We start from the raw sequence: 16,156 nt of genomic DNA, 5'->3' as shown, positions 1-16,156 counted from the left end.
TGAAGGTAAAATTGGGGCTGTTTCAAACAGCTCTGCGACAGCGATATGAGCCTTGAAAGGCACGAAGCCAATCAAGGTCAAGTCGAGTTTAATGCCTTAAGATATTATGAATTCATCTAGTGGCAAGATATTTCCATTATCATCGTCGATATAGATGCCCCGAGGAAAATTTACCTGAGACAATATCTGTCTCATCAATTTTTCACTCGTATACGTCATCATAATGAATTGGGGATTTGGAAACGGAATTCGTCTTTTATCATCTTCCTCATAATCATTAATTATATCTTCCACACTGTCATAAAAAACATGATCGTTACCGTAATCTACGACAAATCTATTCTCACTAAGACTAGTAGAAATGTTCTCGCCATTATGTTGTAGATTTCGAATTAAGTTGAGATTAAAATCTTCGTTGCCGATTAGAATTATCCATTGCATTTCGTCTTCTCCCCTCATTATCATCCACCAACTCTTCATCGTATATCTCTCCAGTATACTTGAATGGATTCGAAATTTCCTCAGTCTGGTTGGTAATATTTTCCCATTCATCATACGAATAACTATTTACGACTTTTCCACTAGTATCCACAATTTGCGTAACATCACCATGACCGTTGTATAGGTAATAGTAGTCCTTCAAGGACTTGTTGTCCTTTTTCTCCTTCTTCACCAGTACCCGGTCACCACGGACATAATTGGCTTGCTGTCCATTACTTTTTTCGAATTCCATTCCGTTCGCTCCAGCAGCGCGATTCGTTTGTCCATTGATTGATACTGACATCAATTGTTCCTTCAATCCACAAGGTACTCTGCCCCATCACAGGCAGCGGCCATTTCTGTGCGCAGCAAAAAAGCCCCCAATCACCAGATAAGCGATTGGGGGCTTGGCGTATTTATAATCAGAATTGCTAATGAAGCTGGGCCAGCAACACTTATTCCCCGCGGAACGCGCGTTTCACACGGTCAAAGAAGGATTGCTCCTGCTCATGCGTATTTTCCCCGTTGTAGGAGGCGAACTGGCGGAGCAGGTCTTTCTGTTCTTCACTGAGCTTGCTTGGGGTAACGACGATGACCCGTACATGCTGGTCGCCTGTACCGGAGCCGCGCAGATGCGGAACACCTTTGCCTTTAAGCCGGAAGAAGGTGCCTGTCTGTGTGCCTGCCGGGATTTTGAGCTTCACTTTTTCCGTCAGGGTAGGAATCTCAATCTCGTCGCCAAGCGCTGCCTGGGCAAAGGTTAAGGGAACCTCACACATAATATCATCGTTCTCGCGCACGAAGAAGTCATGCGACTTCACGCGAATAACAATGTACAGATCACCTGCAGGGCCGCCGCGTGTGCCGCCTTCGCCTTCGCCGGTCATGCGCAGCTGAGCACCGTCATCGACCCCGGCGGGAATGCGCACATGAATCTTGCGCTGCTTCTTGACTTTCCCCTGTCCGGCGCAAGTCGTACATTTTTCCTTAATAATCTTGCCTGTACCAGAGCAGTGTGAGCAAGGACGGCGGTTACGCATTTGTCCAAGCGGTGTATTCTGCACAAATTCCTGTTGGCCGCTGCCGTGGCACACGGAGCAGGTCTCCGGTTTGGTACCGGGTTTGGCACCGGAGCCAAAGCAGGTATCGCAGGTTTCCGTACGTGGAATGGTAATGTCGGTTTCTTTGCCGAATACCGCTTCCTTGAATTCAATGGTCATTGTGTACTGTAAATCGCCGCCGCGCTGCGGTGCGTTCGGATCACGACGTCCGCCGCCGCCGAAGAACATATCGAAGATGTCGCCAAGTCCTCCGAAATCTCCACCGCTGCCAAAGCCGCCGCCCATTCCCTGGTTAGGATCAATATGTCCATACTGGTCATAACGCGCGCGCTGCTGAGCGTCGCTGAGCACATCGTAGGCTTCCTTCACTTCCTTGAATTTAGCCTCTGCGTCACTCGCCTTGTTGACGTCCGGATGATACTGGCGTGCCAGCTTGCGGTACGCCTTCTTTACTTCATCGTCTGAAGCATCTCTTCCGAGGCCCAGAACCTCATAATAATCGCGTTTATCTGCCACTGCTTTCACCTCCGTACATCAATACTCATTATCCCTGTAACATGTTAAAAGGAAAGCCAAAACACGGGATGCCCCGGTCTTGACCTTCCCTTCGAACAAAATAACTTATCGTTTAAAGTTACCCTTATTTCTTCTCGTCGTCAACAACCTCATAGTCGGCGTCTACCACATTGTCTTTCTTCGCACCTTCTGGAGCTCCCTGGCCGCCTTCTGCGCCTTGCTCTGCCTGTGCAGCCTGCTCATACAGCTTCACGGACAACTGCTGTACGATCTCAGTCAGCGCTTCTGTAGCCGCGTTGATTTCTTCCAGGTTGTCAGTTTCCAATGCGGCTTTCAGCTTATCCTTGGCAGCATTGGCTTTGTCTACTTCAGCAGCATCCGCTTTGTCGCCAAGGTCTTTGATGACTTTATCGGTGGAATACACGAGTTGGTCAGCGGAGTTCTTTGCTTCTACCAATTCCTTACGCTTGCGGTCTTCCTCTGCGTGCAGCTCGGCATCCTTCATCATTTGTTCTACTTCTGCATCGCTCAGGCCGCTGGAGGAAGTAATGGTGATCTTCTGGCTCTTGTTCGTGCCCTTATCGGTTGCAGATACATTAACGATACCGTTGGCGTCAATATCGAAGGTAACTTCGATTTGCGGTACGCCGCGTGGTGCCGGTGGAATCTCGTTCAGCATAAAGCGTCCCAGCGTTTTGTTGCCGTTCGCCATCTGGCGCTCACCCTGCAGGACGTGGATTTCTACGCTTGGCTGGTTATCGGCAAAGGTCGAGAACACCTGCGATTTGCTTGTAGGAATCGTGGTGTTGCGTTCGATCATCTTCGTGAATACGCCGCCTGCAGTTTCAATACCCAGGGACAGCGGAGTTACGTCGAGCAATACCACGTCTTTAACGTCACCAGTCAATACACCCGCTTGAACGGCTGCACCGAGGGCTACCACTTCATCCGGGTTAACGCCTTTGTGCGGCTCTTTGCCGGTAAGCTTCTTGATGGCATCCTGTACAGCAGGAATACGTGTGGAACCACCCACGAGCACGATTCTGTTCAGATCAGCCGGAGTCATGCCTGCATCGCTCAGCGCCTGGCGTGTAGGTCCCAGTGTACGTTCAACCAGGCCTGCAGTCAGCTCGTCGAATTTAGCACGGGTCAGGTTGACTTCCAAGTGCTGAGGCACGCCGTCAACAACCGTGATGAACGGAAGGGATACGGTAGTTGTCAGTACGCCGGACAGTTCTTTTTTCGCTTTTTCCGCAGCATCCTTCAGACGTTGTACCGCTGCTTTATCTTTGCTCAGGTCGATGCCCTGTTCTTTTTTGAATTCAGCTACGAGGAAATCCATAACCACTTGGTCAAAGTCGTCGCCGCCGAGACGGTTGTCACCGCTTGTTGCTTTTACTTCGAAGAAGCCGTCGCCCAGCTCAAGGATGGATACGTCGAAGGTACCGCCACCAAGGTCATAGACGAGGATCGTTTGGTCTTCGGCTTTCTCCAGACCGTAAGCGAGGGCCGCTGCTGTTGGTTCGTTGACGATACGCAGAACCTCGAGACCGGCGATTTTGCCCGCATCCTTTGTAGCTTGACGCTGGCTGTCATTGAAATATGCAGGAACCGTAATAACGGCCTGTGTTACCGGCTGGCCCAGGTAAGCCTCGGCGTCGGATTTCAGCTTTTGCAGAATCATGGCCGAAATCTCTTGTGCAGAGTAATCCTTGCCGTCGATGCTTTCTTTGTGGTTTGTGCCCATGTGGCGTTTAATAGAAGCAATTGTGCGGTCAGGGTTCGTAATCGCCTGGCGTTTGGCAGTTTCGCCGACGATACGTTCGCCGTCCTTCTTGAAGCCTACAACCGATGGGGTTGTGCGCGCGCCTTCCGGATTCGGGATAACGACAGCTTCGCCGCCTTCCATAACGGCAACGCAAGAGTTGGTAGTTCCTAAGTCAATACCGATAACTTTACTCACAGTAATGTGCCTCCTCAAAATATTATGGAGCCTTGGCCCCTCTTGAATTTATTGATTGATAATACTTGTGAAAATCATTAAGTATCCCCAGCTTATATAGACAGGACTACATGCTGACTTTGACCATAGCGGGACGAAGAACCTTATCCTTCAGGAGATAGCCCTTCTGGACCTCTTCCGTCACGATGCCTTCCTCGTGCTCCTCGCTCTCCACCTGCATGATGGCCTGATGATATTCAGGGTTAAAGGGCTGTCCTACCGATTCCATCGCCGCAAGTCCTTCAGACTTTAGTACTCCTTCAAGCTGATGGAAAATCATATTCACGCCTTTGTTAAAAGCCTCGAACTCCGGACCGGCCGGAGCTGTGACAATTGCGCGTTCGAAGTTGTCGAGCACCGGAAGCAGTTCTGCTACAAGCTTGGAGGTAGCGTATTGCGCCAGCTCTTCCTTCTCCTTCTGGGTACGGCGGCGGAAGTTGTCAAAATCAGCCTGTACGCGCAGCGCACGCGCCTGGTACTCTTCAGTAAGCTCCTGCAGGCGTTTGGCCGCCTCACCGGTGTCCGAAGCCTCCTCGAAGGTTTCTTCCGCATTAGCTGTCACGGTGTCTGCCGCTGCTTCAGCCTCGTCAGCCGTCTGGTTCTCATTTATTGCCTGATCCTGAATTTCTTCCTCTTTCAAGTTGTCTTCACCTCCTTATAATCAGTCACGAAATCAATTACACTCTGTTCACTTATACCAGTGAGCCAGCATTGCTGTCAAATCTCGGGATAGTATGCCTAGTATACCCATTACCCGCGCGTATTCCATCCGGGTCGGTCCCAGGATGCCAATGCTTCCAAGCGCCTTCCCGTCCAGCGAATATGTGGCGGTAATCAGACTGCAGTTGGCAAAAGCCTCATGCTTGTTCTCTGTGCCGATGCGCACCTGCATGCCGGGTCCTCCGGATACGGGGTCCAGCATTTTGAGCAGGGTGGGCGTTTCCTCCAGCAAATCGAGAATATTCTTGACCTTATCGACGTCCTTGAACTCCGGCTGGGTCAGCATATTGGTCGCTCCGCTGAGATAAATGCGCTGCTCATGATCGCTTTCCAGCGCCGTGTCCAGCACCTTCATTAATTCTTCATAGTGGGAGATATGACGCTGCATCTCTTCTCCAAGCTCGGAATAGAGCTGGCTCTTCAGCTTGTAGAGCGGTACATTTACCAGCTTGCTGTTCAGCAAATTAACGACCTTCTCCATCTCGGACAAAGATATTTCCGGTGGAATAGTCACTGTCTTGTTCTCTACCTGGCCGGTGCTTGTAACAATAATCGCCACAGCGGTATTGTCATCCAGCGGAAGCAGCTGAAAATGGCGCAATGAAGTATGAAAAACCTCCGGCCCCAAAAGGATGGAAGTATAATTCGTCATATTGGAAAGGATCATCGCCGCATGCTGGATAACCTGCTCCGTCTGATTAAGCTTCTCGGCAAAAAAAGTCCGGATCGTGCCCAGCTCTGCCGATTCAGCGGAATTCCACGGTACCAGATGATCCACATAATAGCGGTAGCCCTTATGCGAAGGAATTCTGCCTGCCGATGTGTGCGGCTGCTCCAGATAGCCTAACTCCTCCAAATCGGCCATTTCGTTGCGGATTGTGGCAGGACTGTAGCCTACATCACCGCGTTTGGAAATGCTGCGCGAGCCAACCGGCTCAGCGGAAGTAATGTAATCATCTACGATGGCGTTAAGTATCATTCTCTGGCGTTCGGTTAACATATAATTCCCTCCAGTCGGCTGCGGCTCCGATTCGTTAGCACTCTGGTTAGATGAGTGCTAACCACTAATACAAAAATACCAAACTGACCTTGACATTGTCAAGTCAGTTCAGTATCTTGATGGCCTCAAATTCAGCCCAGCCGGGCTTCCCGTGCCGTACGGCAAACCAGCCGCATAAGCTTGCGGTGTAGAAAGGGGAAAAGCGTAAACACAATGTCCATCGTCCGGCGCAGCGGCATCGGGTTCACCAGCGCCTCGTTTTTCTCCAATCCTTTAAAGGCGAGAGCGGCAAACCGTTCGGGAGTCATCAGCTTCTGCTTTTTCACCTGAGCAAGCACCTTCTTCTTATCCATATGAATGGCCTCGCCGCTATCAAAGATCGGAGTATCGACAAATGCGGGGCATAAGCAGCTTACCCTGACTCCGTAGGCTTCAGCTTCATAATGTAAGGAGGCCGTCAGCCCTACCACTGCATGTTTGGACGCAGAATAAGCACCGCTTCCCGGAGCCGGCCCCAGACCCGCCGCAGACGCGGTGTTCGCAATACAACCAAATCCCTGCTCTTTCATTATAGGGTACGCTGCCTGTACTCCGTAGATTACTCCCCATACATTCACATCCATAATCCTCTTCCAATTCTGCTCCGTCATGTCACAAATCTCACCGTACATGGCAATTCCCGCATTGTTGAACAGGTAATCCAAACGCCCAAATTCCCGGTAGACACTGCTAACCAGCGCCTCCACAGCCAACCCCTCTGTAACATCTAACTGAGCGAAGCGGCACTCCCCGCCTAACCTCTCAAGCTCAGCCACTGCTTTGACTCCTTCTTCCGCATTGAGATCAGCAATGACAACATACACCCCTCTTTGCAGAAGTTCTTTGCACAGTGCCTTGCCTATCCCTGAAGCTCCCCCGGTAACGATACCTACCTGCTTAGCCTGTCCCATCCTTCATCTCCCCCTAAATAATATGTATGCGGTCAACCTCATAACAACTTTGGAACAAAATAGTACGATCGTTCTAATCTAATCGAGCAGGAGGCATTTAGTGCCCGTTACCCCTTACTGCGAATCCCGTTTACAAAAACAGTCACACTCCGTTGAAATAGCCCCTCTAAGGCTTCCGGCTCCATCGTGAACAGATATTGGCACAACCCGCCAAGCAAGGTTCCGAACAAAAAACCCGTAGACTCCAGTTCCTCTACTCTAAGGTTGAACTCCCTAGTCTCCATCCCCAGCTTGAAAATTTCATAATACGCCTTCATGGGGGTTGAAGCGAGCCCCCTCAGTTGTGCTACCGTCTCCGGTGAAGTATCCGGGTTGCTGCCCACTTCCTGACCAGCCTGAAGCAGCGGAGTTTTATAATTGTTCTGCACGAAACGGGCTATGGCGTACATTTTCTCTTCAGCCGTGGCATAGTTGACAGCAACCTCGTCCCAACGTTCTTTCCAGGAACGCATCGTCTCCTGCGCAAGATAGACAAAGAGCTTTTCTTTATTCTCAAAATGATAATAGATATGCCCCTTGCTGCAGCCGGACTCTCTGGAAATATCAGCAATTGAGGTTCCAGCAAAACCCTTCTGTGCAAAGAGGCGTGTTGCCTTGTCTGTAATGATTGAACGGGTCGCGTCACTGTCATAATGCCTTTTATTCATAGCTCAACCATCCTCAATAGAATTGAACGAACGTACTAATTGACAGAATACAGCAGCATTACATTTTATTCAAGACAAATCCATAATTTCGGATAAAATAGAGCAACCAATCGTCTTATTCTTCGTCTGATAGTTAAGGAGGTGTGAAATGAAGTCACTTCGATTATGGTCTGTTTCCTTGTCCGCTGTGATAATAGCAGTGCTTATGCTGTCAGGCTCCATACCGGGCGGGATGCCGAAGAAGATGGGTCCATATAAGTGTTATTACGGTGAGGTAGATTATATTTCTGCCTTTCAATGGAACGGCATCATGTATACGGATTATAATGAAAAAAACCTCGGCAAGACGGAAAAAGGCAAAAAAGTCGGCGAAATCCGCTACCGCAAAGCCGATCATACTTGCCCCCGGGACCCCATGCAGGATGGAGATGCTACCTTGCTGGAAGCGGGTACGAAGCTCTACGAAGTAAAGGGCTATAAAACCTCGGCCCGGCTAATAGCAGGGGACAGGCTGTATGTGGCTAGCGATAATCCCAATGCCCAAACCATTAACGATCTGCTTGATATCGAAGGCAAAATCAAAACCGTCCGTTTTGTCAGCGGCATGGATGGCAGCCCTCTGAAGGATTTCTCACCGGAAGCGGCTGACGTGTTCATTCGGGAGTATCCTAAGCTTAAATATGTTCCATTCAATCAGCTTTATAAAGAAAACAAAGGATTGGTTGGAGGGCACTACTGGCTGGAAATAGTTCTGATGGACGGCACCAAACGAACCATAGTCTACAACACCATGTTTGCTGTATTTACCCCTTCAGCTTACGCTACGCCTGAACTGGCCAAACTCGTGGAAGAGCAGCGGAGGCTGATTTACGGAAAGTAAAAGTAATAGTAAAGAAATACATTCTCCTCTCCCTAAACTGCACATACGATGACTGCCGGCCCATTTTTAGCATTATTCACTTCTATAGTTATCAGAGGTTATTAAAAAACCACTTTTCCGCAAATGGCTTCCGCCCTGCAGAAAAGTGGTTTGTGTATTTTATATCATCCGCTGCGATTAATCCAGCTTCTTAAGCACGGCGATTTCATCGCAGGCATGCTGCTTCTTGCAGTTCATGCAATCCGTCCATACCTTCTCCGGGAAAATTTCCTTCTCAACAACGGTGAACCCGTTTCTAAGGAAGAAATCCACCGCATAGGTCAGGGCCATAATCTTGGGGATCTTCTGACGTCTGGCCTCTTCTGTCAGCTTCTCCAGAATCATCGAGCCAACGCCTTTGCCCTTGCCCTCATCGCGCAGGCCGATGGAACGGACCTCTACGAGATCAGCGCCCAGTCTGAACAGCGATCCGCAGCCGATGAATTTGCCGTCCAATTCGGCAACAACGAACTGGTCGATCTGGCGGGTCAGCGCTTGCCTGGAACGGGGCAGCATAATTCCGCGCTGGGCGTACTCCTCTATCATTAAATACAGCGGCTCAACATCCTCCACTGTAGCATTCCTGCATATCACATTATGGTCTCCCGCAGGAGCCGGCTGGCGGAACATTTCCGTTTTGACAAGCACTTTGACTCACCCCTCGTTGTTAATATGAATAAATATACAACAGGGTGAATTACAATTCAAGGGGTATTTTAAAATTAAACCTCTGTCAAAGCACCGACAAATTCACCGAATACATCGTTCCCGAACAGGATGCCCTGTTTGCTCAGACGGTAGCTGTCTCCGCTTGGCTCCAGCAGTCCGGCAGACAGCATTTTGTTGAGTGGCTGCGCAAAAACATCCGCTATCGCTTTTCCAAACTGCGCCTGGAATGCCCGGTCAGACACGCCTTCGCGCATGCGCAGGCCAACCATCATGAAATCCTCCATCGCCTCCTGCTCGGAGATCATGAAGGTGTCCAGACGCGGCAGTCCGCTGCGCGAAGCTTCAATATAAGGATTGACGCCCTTGATATTCATATGCCGCTGCCGCTTCACATATCCATGCGCTCCTGCGCCGAGACCATAATAGTCCTCATTGCGCCAGTACGTAATATTGTGCCGGCTCTCCATCCCCGGTTTGGCAAAATTGCTGATCTCATATTGACCGTAGCCCGCAGCCTCCATTGTTGACATCAGCAGCAGGTACATCTCCAGTTCGTCCTCTTCACTCGGAAGCGGAAGCTTGTTCTTATTGAATAATGTGTGGAAAAGCGTATTCTCCTCCACCTTGAGGCTGTAGATGGAATAGTGCGGCAGATTCAGCTCCAGTGCCTTGCGAATGCTTTCTCTCAGCATATCTACCGTCTGATTCGGCAGGCCGAACATCAGATCGACCGACAGATTATTCAGGCCGACACTGCGTGCATTTTCCAGGCTGCGGTAGACATCATCCACATTATGAATCCGGCCAATGCCGCTGAGCAGCTCATTTTGAAAAGCCTGGACGCCAAAGCTGACCCGGTTGACGCCACCTTCCTTCATTACTATCAGTTTGTCTTTGTCAGTGGTACCGGGATTAGCCTCCATAGAGAACTCTATATTCTCATCCCATTGCGGGAAATGTGTGCGCACGGATTTCAGAAAATAAGCCATTTCATCCGGTTTCAGCACCGTCGGTGTTCCCCCGCCCACAAAAATCGTCTTGATCACGCCGGGCGGCGTTTGCTTCACCGTCAGCTCCATCTCCCGGTCCAGCGCATGCAGGTAATCCATGACCGGCTGGTCCTTCAGCACATAGGAATTAAAGTCGCAATAAAAACACTTATTCGTACAAAACGGGATATGAATGTATACGGCCTCCGGGGGACGGCCATTATTAACGTTTGTCATAGCTGTCTCCTTTGTTAAAAATAAGCTGATCTATAGATTTCATATCGGGTCTGGTCGTAACTGCGGGGAATGTTTGGACTTCCGGCCGCTGTTGTCTGCAGATTTCTTGATTTGTACCGCTGTTCGCGGTGGAAATCCGCAGACAAAGGCGGACGCTACCGCTCCTACAGTTCCAAACTTCCCCTCCGTTACTTCGGCCCTTTTATTTATTTTTATGTCTCAGCTTATATATTTTTGTACAAGTATTTAGCCAGAAAAGGGAAGCCGTCTGGCTTCCCCTGCATAACATGCCGCTTACAAATCCAGCTCGCATAGGGCGGCGATTCATTTGCAGCTACTCATCAATCTTGAGCACCGCCATGAACGCTTCCTGCGGCACCTCAACGCTGCCGACCTGCTTCATGCGCTTCTTGCCTTCCTTCTGCTTCTCGAGCAGCTTCCGCTTACGCGAAATATCGCCGCCGTAGCATTTGGCGAGTACGTTCTTGCGCATCGCCTTAACGGTCTCGCGGGCCACAATCTTCGTGCCGACGGATGCCTGAATTGGCACCTCGAACATCTGGCGCGGAATGATGCCGCGCAGCTTCTCACAGATGATGCGGCCGCGGTTGTAGGCGCGGTCGCGGTGGACGATGAACGACAGGGCATCGACCTGCTCCCCGTTAAGTAGGATGTCCATCTTGACGAGGTTGGATTGGCGGTAGCCCGATACTTCATAGTCAAAGGACGCATATCCCTTGGTGCCGGATTTCAACTGGTCAAAGAAATCGTATACGATTTCTGACAGCGGGATCTGGTAGGTGATCGTCACCCGGTTGGAATCCAGATACTCCATATTGACGAATTCACCGCGTTTGTTCTGGCACAGCTCCATAACGGTACCCACGTAATCGTTGGGAACAATGATCCCCGCTTTGACGTAAGGCTCCTCCACATAATCAATAGTGCCGACCTCCGGATAATGCGACGGGTTGTCGATCTGGATCGTTTCGCCATTGGTCAGCTTAATGCGGTAAATAACGCTTGGTGCCGTGGTGATCAGCGGCAGATTGAACTCACGCTCAATCCGCTCCTGGATAATTTCCATGTGCAAAAGCCCCAGGAAGCCGCAGCGGAAGCCGAAGCCGAGTGCACTTGAGCTTTCCGGCTCAAAGCTGAGCGAAGCATCGTTGAGCTGAAGCTTCTCCAGCGCTTCGCGCAAATCATTATAATCCGAGGTTTCAATCGGATAGAGACCGCAGTATACCATTGGGTTAATCTTCCGGTAACCAGGCAGCGGCTCCGGCGTAGGATTCTTGGCATCCGTTACGGTGTCACCGACGCGAGTGTCGCCGACATGCTTGATACCGGCAACGATGAAGCCGACATCCCCGATATTGAGCTCTTCCACAATGCTCATACGCGGCATAAATGCGCCAACTTCAATTACCTCAAACACCTTGTCCGTAGCCATCATCTTAATCTTCGAGCCTGCGCGGATCTTTCCATCAATAACACGGACATAGACGATAACGCCTTTGTACGGATCATAGTGGGAGTCAAAAATCAGCGCCTTCAGCGGGGCATCAGCAGTGCCTGCTGGCGCTGGAACCTGCTTAACCACCTGCTCCAAAATCTCCTTGATGCCGATGCCGGCTTTGGCGGAGGCCAGCACTGCTTCGCTGGCATCCAGCCCGATTACGTCCTCGATCTCCTGCTTCACCCGTTCAGGGTCAGCGCTCGGCAAATCAATTTTGTTGATTACAGGGAGAATCTCCAGATTGTTGTCCAGCGCCAGGTATACGTTAGCCAATGTCTGCGCTTCGATACCCTGGGCCGCATCCACTACCAGCAGAGCGCCTTCACAGGCCGCAAGGCTGCGGGAAACCTCATAAGTGAAATCGACGTGCCCCGGTGTATCAATCAGGTTCAGCAAATATTCCTGCCCGTCATCGGCACGATAAGTGAGGCGGACAGCCTGCAGCTTAATGGTAATGCCGCGTTCGCGCTCCAGATCCATTTGGTCGAGCACCTGCTCCTGCATTTCACGCGAGGTGAGTGCCCCTGTATATTCCAGGATGCGGTCAGCCAGTGTCGATTTGCCATGGTCTATATGTGCAATAATCGAGAAATTGCGGATTTGTTGTTGTCTTTTCTGAACGTCAGTCATTCCTTACCCCCACAGAAAGCCTAATGTTAATCCTCTTATTATAGCAGTACGGGCTGCAGCCATCAATCCCGTCGCCTGGGGGAGGGCAAAGAAGGGGCGAAAGCTTACTCCCCAGCAGAGTCGAACAATGATACCACCCAGCGGATGCTTTTCTGGGAGGCCTGCTGCAAGAGACCCGCCGTTTTGTCGGCAAGTTTGTCTACCGTAGGCTTCTGTTCCTCAGGAATTAGAAGCTGCTCAGGGCTTTTTGTGCTGTAATCCTTCACTTCCTGCTGCGGCAGATTGCCGGAGGAGGGGGATCCGTCAGGACTTTGCGTCTGTACCGGAGCAACCGTGTAAGCGCCGGTTACCGGGTCCACGGTTACTGGAAGGTAGACATAGGCCTGACCGCCTTGGACCGTACCCGCCGCCGGATTATTTTGGAGTCCTGACGCCTTGGAGGATGGAGCGGCTGGAGCAGTTTGCACTGTCCCATTTGCCCCGTTCCAGCCCGGCAGCACCCGGGAAACCTTGCTTCCGACGCTGCCGCCAAACTGCATGCCTATGAGTATTCCAATGCCCGTCCAGATTCCTACCATAACCAATTTTTTTCCGATCCGCGACATTACTTTCACTCCTTCATACGTGCCCAAGTAGGCTTGATCCTAGGAAGCGCCGCCAGCAGCGGCTTTTCCCGTCTTGCCTTGCATGTTCTCATCCTGCTTCGTAGTGTCCAAGCCAGAGTCAGGCGCAGCCGCTTTTTCAGCGTCATGACTGTTCCAGTACACATCGGCGATGGCATCAGCCAGAATATCCGCCGTCCGCTTTAGCTCCTCCGCTGAATTGTCGATCCCGCCTACTTCAATTAATACACTGTTAGGCGAAAGAGTCTGATTGTATTCACCGTTGTTGCCGTTACCGGATGACTTGCCCCAGATCCCGCGGGATATCCCAGGATAGCTCTTCTCCAGCAGCTGATGAATTTTATTGGCAAATGCCTCATTCTTCTTCCAATCCTTATTCGCATGGCCGAGGATAAAATACACCTGGGCGTAGCTTTTTCCGTCAATTACGGCGGTAGTTTTGCCATGCCGCTGCGAATCGCGGTGAATGTCAATCATTTCACTCATTTCCTGATTGGCGCTTAAAGCTGCTTTGACCGTAATTCGTGAATATTTATAGGAAAAATTCCAATTGTAATCCGGCACCTTTGTTGCGTAATCCTCCTGGGAATGGACGGTCCCAATCCCGCGCTGCTCCAGTCTTTTGGCAATATACGAGCCTACCATCATTACATTTTTGGATGGAACGGCAGAGCTTGGGTTGTCGCTCTCTGTTCCAAGCAGCGGATTATAAGCCTCGCGGGGATGGGAATGGTAGATTAATATCCGCTTGATCGAGGTATCCTGGCTGCCGCCGGGTTCAGAGGTTTTCTCTGAGTCGCTGTTATTGCCCGCCTCTCCTGTTCCTGCCGCATCCGGTGCTGCTGTAGCTTCCGGCTGCGGTGTGCTTGTTTCACCGCCGGGCTCGTCCGCTCCATCGGTATGCGCAGGCTCCGTTACGTCTGTTCCTGCTGCATTCTTGCCGCCCGCTCCGTTTGCCGCCACTTCGTCTGTTCCCGGATGGTAGTCGGCAGGAGCGCCCGAAGCACCACCAGAGCCTGCCCGGAGCAGAAAAGGATCATCCGCTGCCAGACCCGGCATCTCGCGGGAGAGCAGGCTTTTCGGGTCTCCCGGATCGACGCTGGTCAGCATGCGGAAAACGAAGGAGGTTACATTTTTGCCCGAAAATGCGGAAGGGGCTTGTCCTTGCGGCAAATGCGGAACCTCCATGCCCAGCAGCTCCATGAAAAACCCGCTGGAGAGCGATGCAGCCAAACCTTTCATCGACGGAACGGGTGAAGAATTCAGCTTCTGCCCGGCCACCCCACCGGCTCCAAGCAGCATAAAAAACACAAGTGAACCTCCGGCCAGCAGCAACATCGTTCTCCCCAGCGACAGAATATCCAGCAGCTTGCTGCGTAACCGGCCGATATTCCATAGCTGAAACCATTTTCTATTCATTATTGTTATGTCCTCCTCCAGCCCTCTGTAATCTCTTATACTCCAAATCTATGAGTGAGAGAGAAATACTAGAACCGAAAATGAGAGAACACAGCAACACACATATCGGGACCCTTCTGATCACACGAAAATAGCCCGCCCAGGGGCTGCCTTCCGGCAGTCTGAGCAGGCCTGATATGGCTGAATTTACGGTCAGTGGGTATAGGCCCCGACATTGCCGGGATCTACGGCATCATGCAGCGCGGCATTCAGTCCGCCCGCAACGATATTGGCGATTTCCTCAATGAACTCATCAATTTCCTTCGGAGTTACGATCAGATCATGCCCTAGCGGCTCCAGCACCTCTTTTACCAGAGACAGCCGCTCCTGCTCAGAGATATCGTCCAGCATGCCCATAATTTCTTTGGTATGAGCCGCACCTGCTCCAACCTGTCCAAAATGCTTGCTCATCATCTCCAGCACATTGTTCACAATCGTTGAAGCATAACATACTGTAGGAACGCCGATAGCAATGCAGGGGATACCGAGAATTTCCTTGGTCAACCCCCGGCGTTTGTTGCCGATTCCCGAACCGGGATGAATGCCGATATCGGCAATTTGAATCGTCGTATTAACCCGTTCAAGCGACCGGGAGGCCAGAGCATCAATAGCAATAATAACGTCCGGCTTCGTCCGGTCAACGATTCCCTGTACCACCTCACTGGATTCAATGCCTGTCAAGCCAAGTACGCCGGGGGCAATCGCGCTCACATTGCGGTAGCCGGGAGAGACCTGATCGGGAACCAGCTCATAGAACTGGCGTGTAATCAGGGCATTCTCCACAACAAGCGGACCCAGCGAGTCAGGGGTCACGTTCCAGTTGCCCAGGCCGACAATCAGCACAGAGGAGCTGCGTCCAATGCCGATTCTGTCCATGAACTGCTCGAATTCGCGGGCAAAAACCGTGGATACCTTCTGCTGCAGCCCGGTATCGCCCCCGCGCAGCCCTGGAACCTCCAGGGTCACGTAGTTTCCTATGGCACGGCCGATAGCCTGCGAGCCTGCGTTGTTAGCTACGGCAAGGCGGGTAACCTTAATGCCATCTGCCTCCTCCACCTCTTCGTTAACACCGGGAATCGGCGTTTTTTGCGGGCCTTGAGCCATTTCCTTGGCCTCCAGCGCCAAGTCCGTGCGTACCGAATATAGCTGAAGATCCAGTTCCATTATTAGTTCAGCCTCCTTTTGCATATTGTCGATAGTGTGCGAGAGAAGGCCTTGGTTTATACAGGCTGAAAAGGTTAAATTATAAGCTTTTAGTGTTGCATTTTGCTGAGCGTCATGCTAAACTATTTTAAGTTGTGAATCATTTGATGATTTCGAATGTCTTTCAGGAGGTGAATGCAATGCCAAATATCAAATCCGCGGTAAAACGCGTCAAGACGACCGAAAAACGCCGTGCACTGAACGCTTCCCAGAAATCCGCGCTTCGTACAGCTGTGAAAACTGCTGATGTAGCCCTGACTGGTACTGAAGTTGAAACTGCTCAAGCTGCTTTCAAAGCTGCTTCCAAAAAGCTGGACAAGGCTGTAACTAAAGGCCTGGTTCATAAAAATGCGGCTGCCCGCAAAAAATCCCGCTTGGCGAAGAAATTGAACGCTCTTAAGGCTCAAGCCTAAGCCAAGGGCTACTTTCATAATGAGCACTATAAGAACCTGACCGCTATGCTGCATACGGTT

The 16,156-nt window shown here is 50.9% G+C and carries 15 protein-coding genes; 2 read left to right on the top strand and 13 right to left on the bottom strand.

The window, feature by feature from the left end; genetic code table 11:
• Positions 1-403: 403 nt before the first annotated feature.
• The 7 genes from AC0LWN_RS11470 to AC0LWN_RS11440 form a co-directional block, all read right to left on the bottom strand.
• Entirely contained in the window at positions 404-733 is a 330-nt protein-coding gene (locus AC0LWN_RS11470; RefSeq protein WP_474665298.1) for a hypothetical protein, read from the bottom strand.
• A 202-nt stretch (positions 734-935) separates the two neighbouring features.
• A complete protein-coding gene (gene dnaJ / locus AC0LWN_RS11465) occupies positions 936-2,057 on the bottom strand; it encodes a molecular chaperone DnaJ (RefSeq protein WP_474665296.1) in 1,122 nt (373 codons plus the stop codon).
• Between the two features lie 124 nt (positions 2,058-2,181).
• A complete protein-coding gene (dnaK, locus tag AC0LWN_RS11460; RefSeq protein WP_458963748.1) occupies positions 2,182-4,020 on the bottom strand; it encodes a molecular chaperone DnaK in 1,839 nt (612 codons plus the stop codon).
• Positions 4,021-4,126: 106 nt separating this feature from the next.
• Positions 4,127-4,699: a nucleotide exchange factor GrpE gene (gene grpE / locus AC0LWN_RS11455; RefSeq protein WP_474665293.1), complete on the bottom strand. Its 573-nt coding sequence runs from the start codon at positions 4,697-4,699 to the stop codon at positions 4,127-4,129.
• Between the two features lie 48 nt (positions 4,700-4,747).
• A complete protein-coding gene (gene hrcA, locus AC0LWN_RS11450; protein ID WP_474665291.1) occupies positions 4,748-5,779 on the bottom strand; it encodes a heat-inducible transcriptional repressor HrcA in 1,032 nt (343 codons plus the stop codon).
• 131 nt (positions 5,780-5,910) lie between these two features.
• Positions 5,911-6,729: an SDR family NAD(P)-dependent oxidoreductase gene (locus AC0LWN_RS11445; RefSeq protein ID WP_474665289.1), complete on the bottom strand. Its 819-nt coding sequence runs from the start codon at positions 6,727-6,729 to the stop codon at positions 5,911-5,913.
• Between the two features lie 107 nt (positions 6,730-6,836).
• Positions 6,837-7,436 (bottom strand): TetR/AcrR family transcriptional regulator, encoded by a 600-nt coding sequence (locus AC0LWN_RS11440; protein ID WP_474665287.1) that lies wholly within the window; start codon positions 7,434-7,436, stop codon positions 6,837-6,839.
• A gap of 148 nt (positions 7,437-7,584) precedes the next feature.
• Between AC0LWN_RS11440 and AC0LWN_RS11435 the strand changes: the two genes are divergently transcribed.
• On the top strand, positions 7,585-8,316 hold the full coding sequence (locus AC0LWN_RS11435) for a hypothetical protein (RefSeq protein WP_474665285.1): 732 nt from the start codon (positions 7,585-7,587) through the stop codon (positions 8,314-8,316).
• A gap of 177 nt (positions 8,317-8,493) precedes the next feature.
• Here the strand turns inward: AC0LWN_RS11435 and AC0LWN_RS11430 are convergent, their stop codons facing one another.
• The 6 genes from AC0LWN_RS11430 to gpr all read right to left on the bottom strand — a co-directional run bounded on the left by AC0LWN_RS11430 (position 8,494) and on the right by gpr (position 15,644).
• The gene (locus tag AC0LWN_RS11430; protein WP_474665502.1) at positions 8,494-8,985 is read right to left on the bottom strand and encodes an N-acetyltransferase; all 492 of its coding nucleotides are present in this window, start codon (positions 8,983-8,985) and stop codon (positions 8,494-8,496) included.
• Between the two features lie 92 nt (positions 8,986-9,077).
• Positions 9,078-10,250: a radical SAM family heme chaperone HemW gene (gene hemW / locus AC0LWN_RS11425; RefSeq protein WP_474665283.1), complete on the bottom strand. Its 1,173-nt coding sequence runs from the start codon at positions 10,248-10,250 to the stop codon at positions 9,078-9,080.
• A 334-nt stretch (positions 10,251-10,584) separates the two neighbouring features.
• On the bottom strand, positions 10,585-12,399 hold the full coding sequence (gene lepA, locus AC0LWN_RS11420) for a translation elongation factor 4 (RefSeq protein WP_474665281.1): 1,815 nt from the start codon (positions 12,397-12,399) through the stop codon (positions 10,585-10,587).
• 104 nt (positions 12,400-12,503) lie between these two features.
• Complete coding sequence (locus AC0LWN_RS11415) at positions 12,504-13,004, bottom strand: hypothetical protein (protein WP_474665279.1); 501 nt, start codon at positions 13,002-13,004, stop codon at positions 12,504-12,506.
• Between the two features lie 39 nt (positions 13,005-13,043).
• Entirely contained in the window at positions 13,044-14,441 is a 1,398-nt protein-coding gene (locus AC0LWN_RS11410; protein WP_474665277.1) for a stage II sporulation protein P, read from the bottom strand.
• Positions 14,442-14,633: 192 nt separating this feature from the next.
• Positions 14,634-15,644, bottom strand: a complete 1,011-nt coding sequence (gene gpr, locus AC0LWN_RS11405; RefSeq protein WP_474665275.1) for a GPR endopeptidase — start codon at positions 15,642-15,644, stop codon at positions 14,634-14,636.
• 179 nt (positions 15,645-15,823) lie between these two features.
• Between gpr and rpsT the strand changes: the two genes are divergently transcribed.
• Positions 15,824-16,096 carry a 30S ribosomal protein S20 gene (rpsT, locus tag AC0LWN_RS11400; protein ID WP_019909173.1) on the top strand — a complete coding sequence of 91 codons (273 nt, stop codon included), beginning with the start codon at positions 15,824-15,826 and terminating at the stop codon, positions 16,094-16,096.
• Positions 16,097-16,156: the final 60 nt, after the last annotated feature.

The sequence above is a fragment of the Paenibacillus sp. sgz302115 genome (assembly GCF_056120445.1).
Note: the sequence above shows the minus strand (reverse complement) of the source record. Positions and strands in the feature narration are given on the sequence as shown.

Bases quoted from the DNA above. Each gene is read 5' to 3' on its own strand.
- AC0LWN_RS11470 (WP_474665298.1), bottom strand. From the start codon at position 733: ATGGAATTCGAAAAAAGTAATGGACAGCAAGCCAATTATGTCCGTGGT.
- hrcA (WP_474665291.1), bottom strand. From the start codon at position 5,779: ATGTTAACCGAACGCCAGAGAATGATACTTAACGCCATCGTAGATGAT.
- AC0LWN_RS11445 (WP_474665289.1), bottom strand. From the start codon at position 6,729: ATGGGACAGGCTAAGCAGGTAGGTATCGTTACCGGGGGAGCTTCAGGG.
- AC0LWN_RS11440 (WP_474665287.1), bottom strand. From the start codon at position 7,436: ATGAATAAAAGGCATTATGACAGTGACGCGACCCGTTCAATCATTACA.
- AC0LWN_RS11435 (WP_474665285.1), top strand. From the start codon at position 7,585: ATGAAGTCACTTCGATTATGGTCTGTTTCCTTGTCCGCTGTGATAATA.
- AC0LWN_RS11430 (WP_474665502.1), bottom strand. From the start codon at position 8,985: ATGTTCCGCCAGCCGGCTCCTGCGGGAGACCATAATGTGATATGCAGG.
- hemW (WP_474665283.1), bottom strand. From the start codon at position 10,250: ATGACAAACGTTAATAATGGCCGTCCCCCGGAGGCCGTATACATTCAT.
- lepA (WP_474665281.1), bottom strand. From the start codon at position 12,399: ATGACTGACGTTCAGAAAAGACAACAACAAATCCGCAATTTCTCGATT.
- AC0LWN_RS11415 (WP_474665279.1), bottom strand. From the start codon at position 13,004: ATGTCGCGGATCGGAAAAAAATTGGTTATGGTAGGAATCTGGACGGGC.
- AC0LWN_RS11410 (WP_474665277.1), bottom strand. From the start codon at position 14,441: ATGAATAGAAAATGGTTTCAGCTATGGAATATCGGCCGGTTACGCAGC.
- gpr (WP_474665275.1), bottom strand. From the start codon at position 15,644: ATGGAACTGGATCTTCAGCTATATTCGGTACGCACGGACTTGGCGCTG.
- rpsT (WP_019909173.1), top strand. From the start codon at position 15,824: ATGCCAAATATCAAATCCGCGGTAAAACGCGTCAAGACGACCGAAAAA.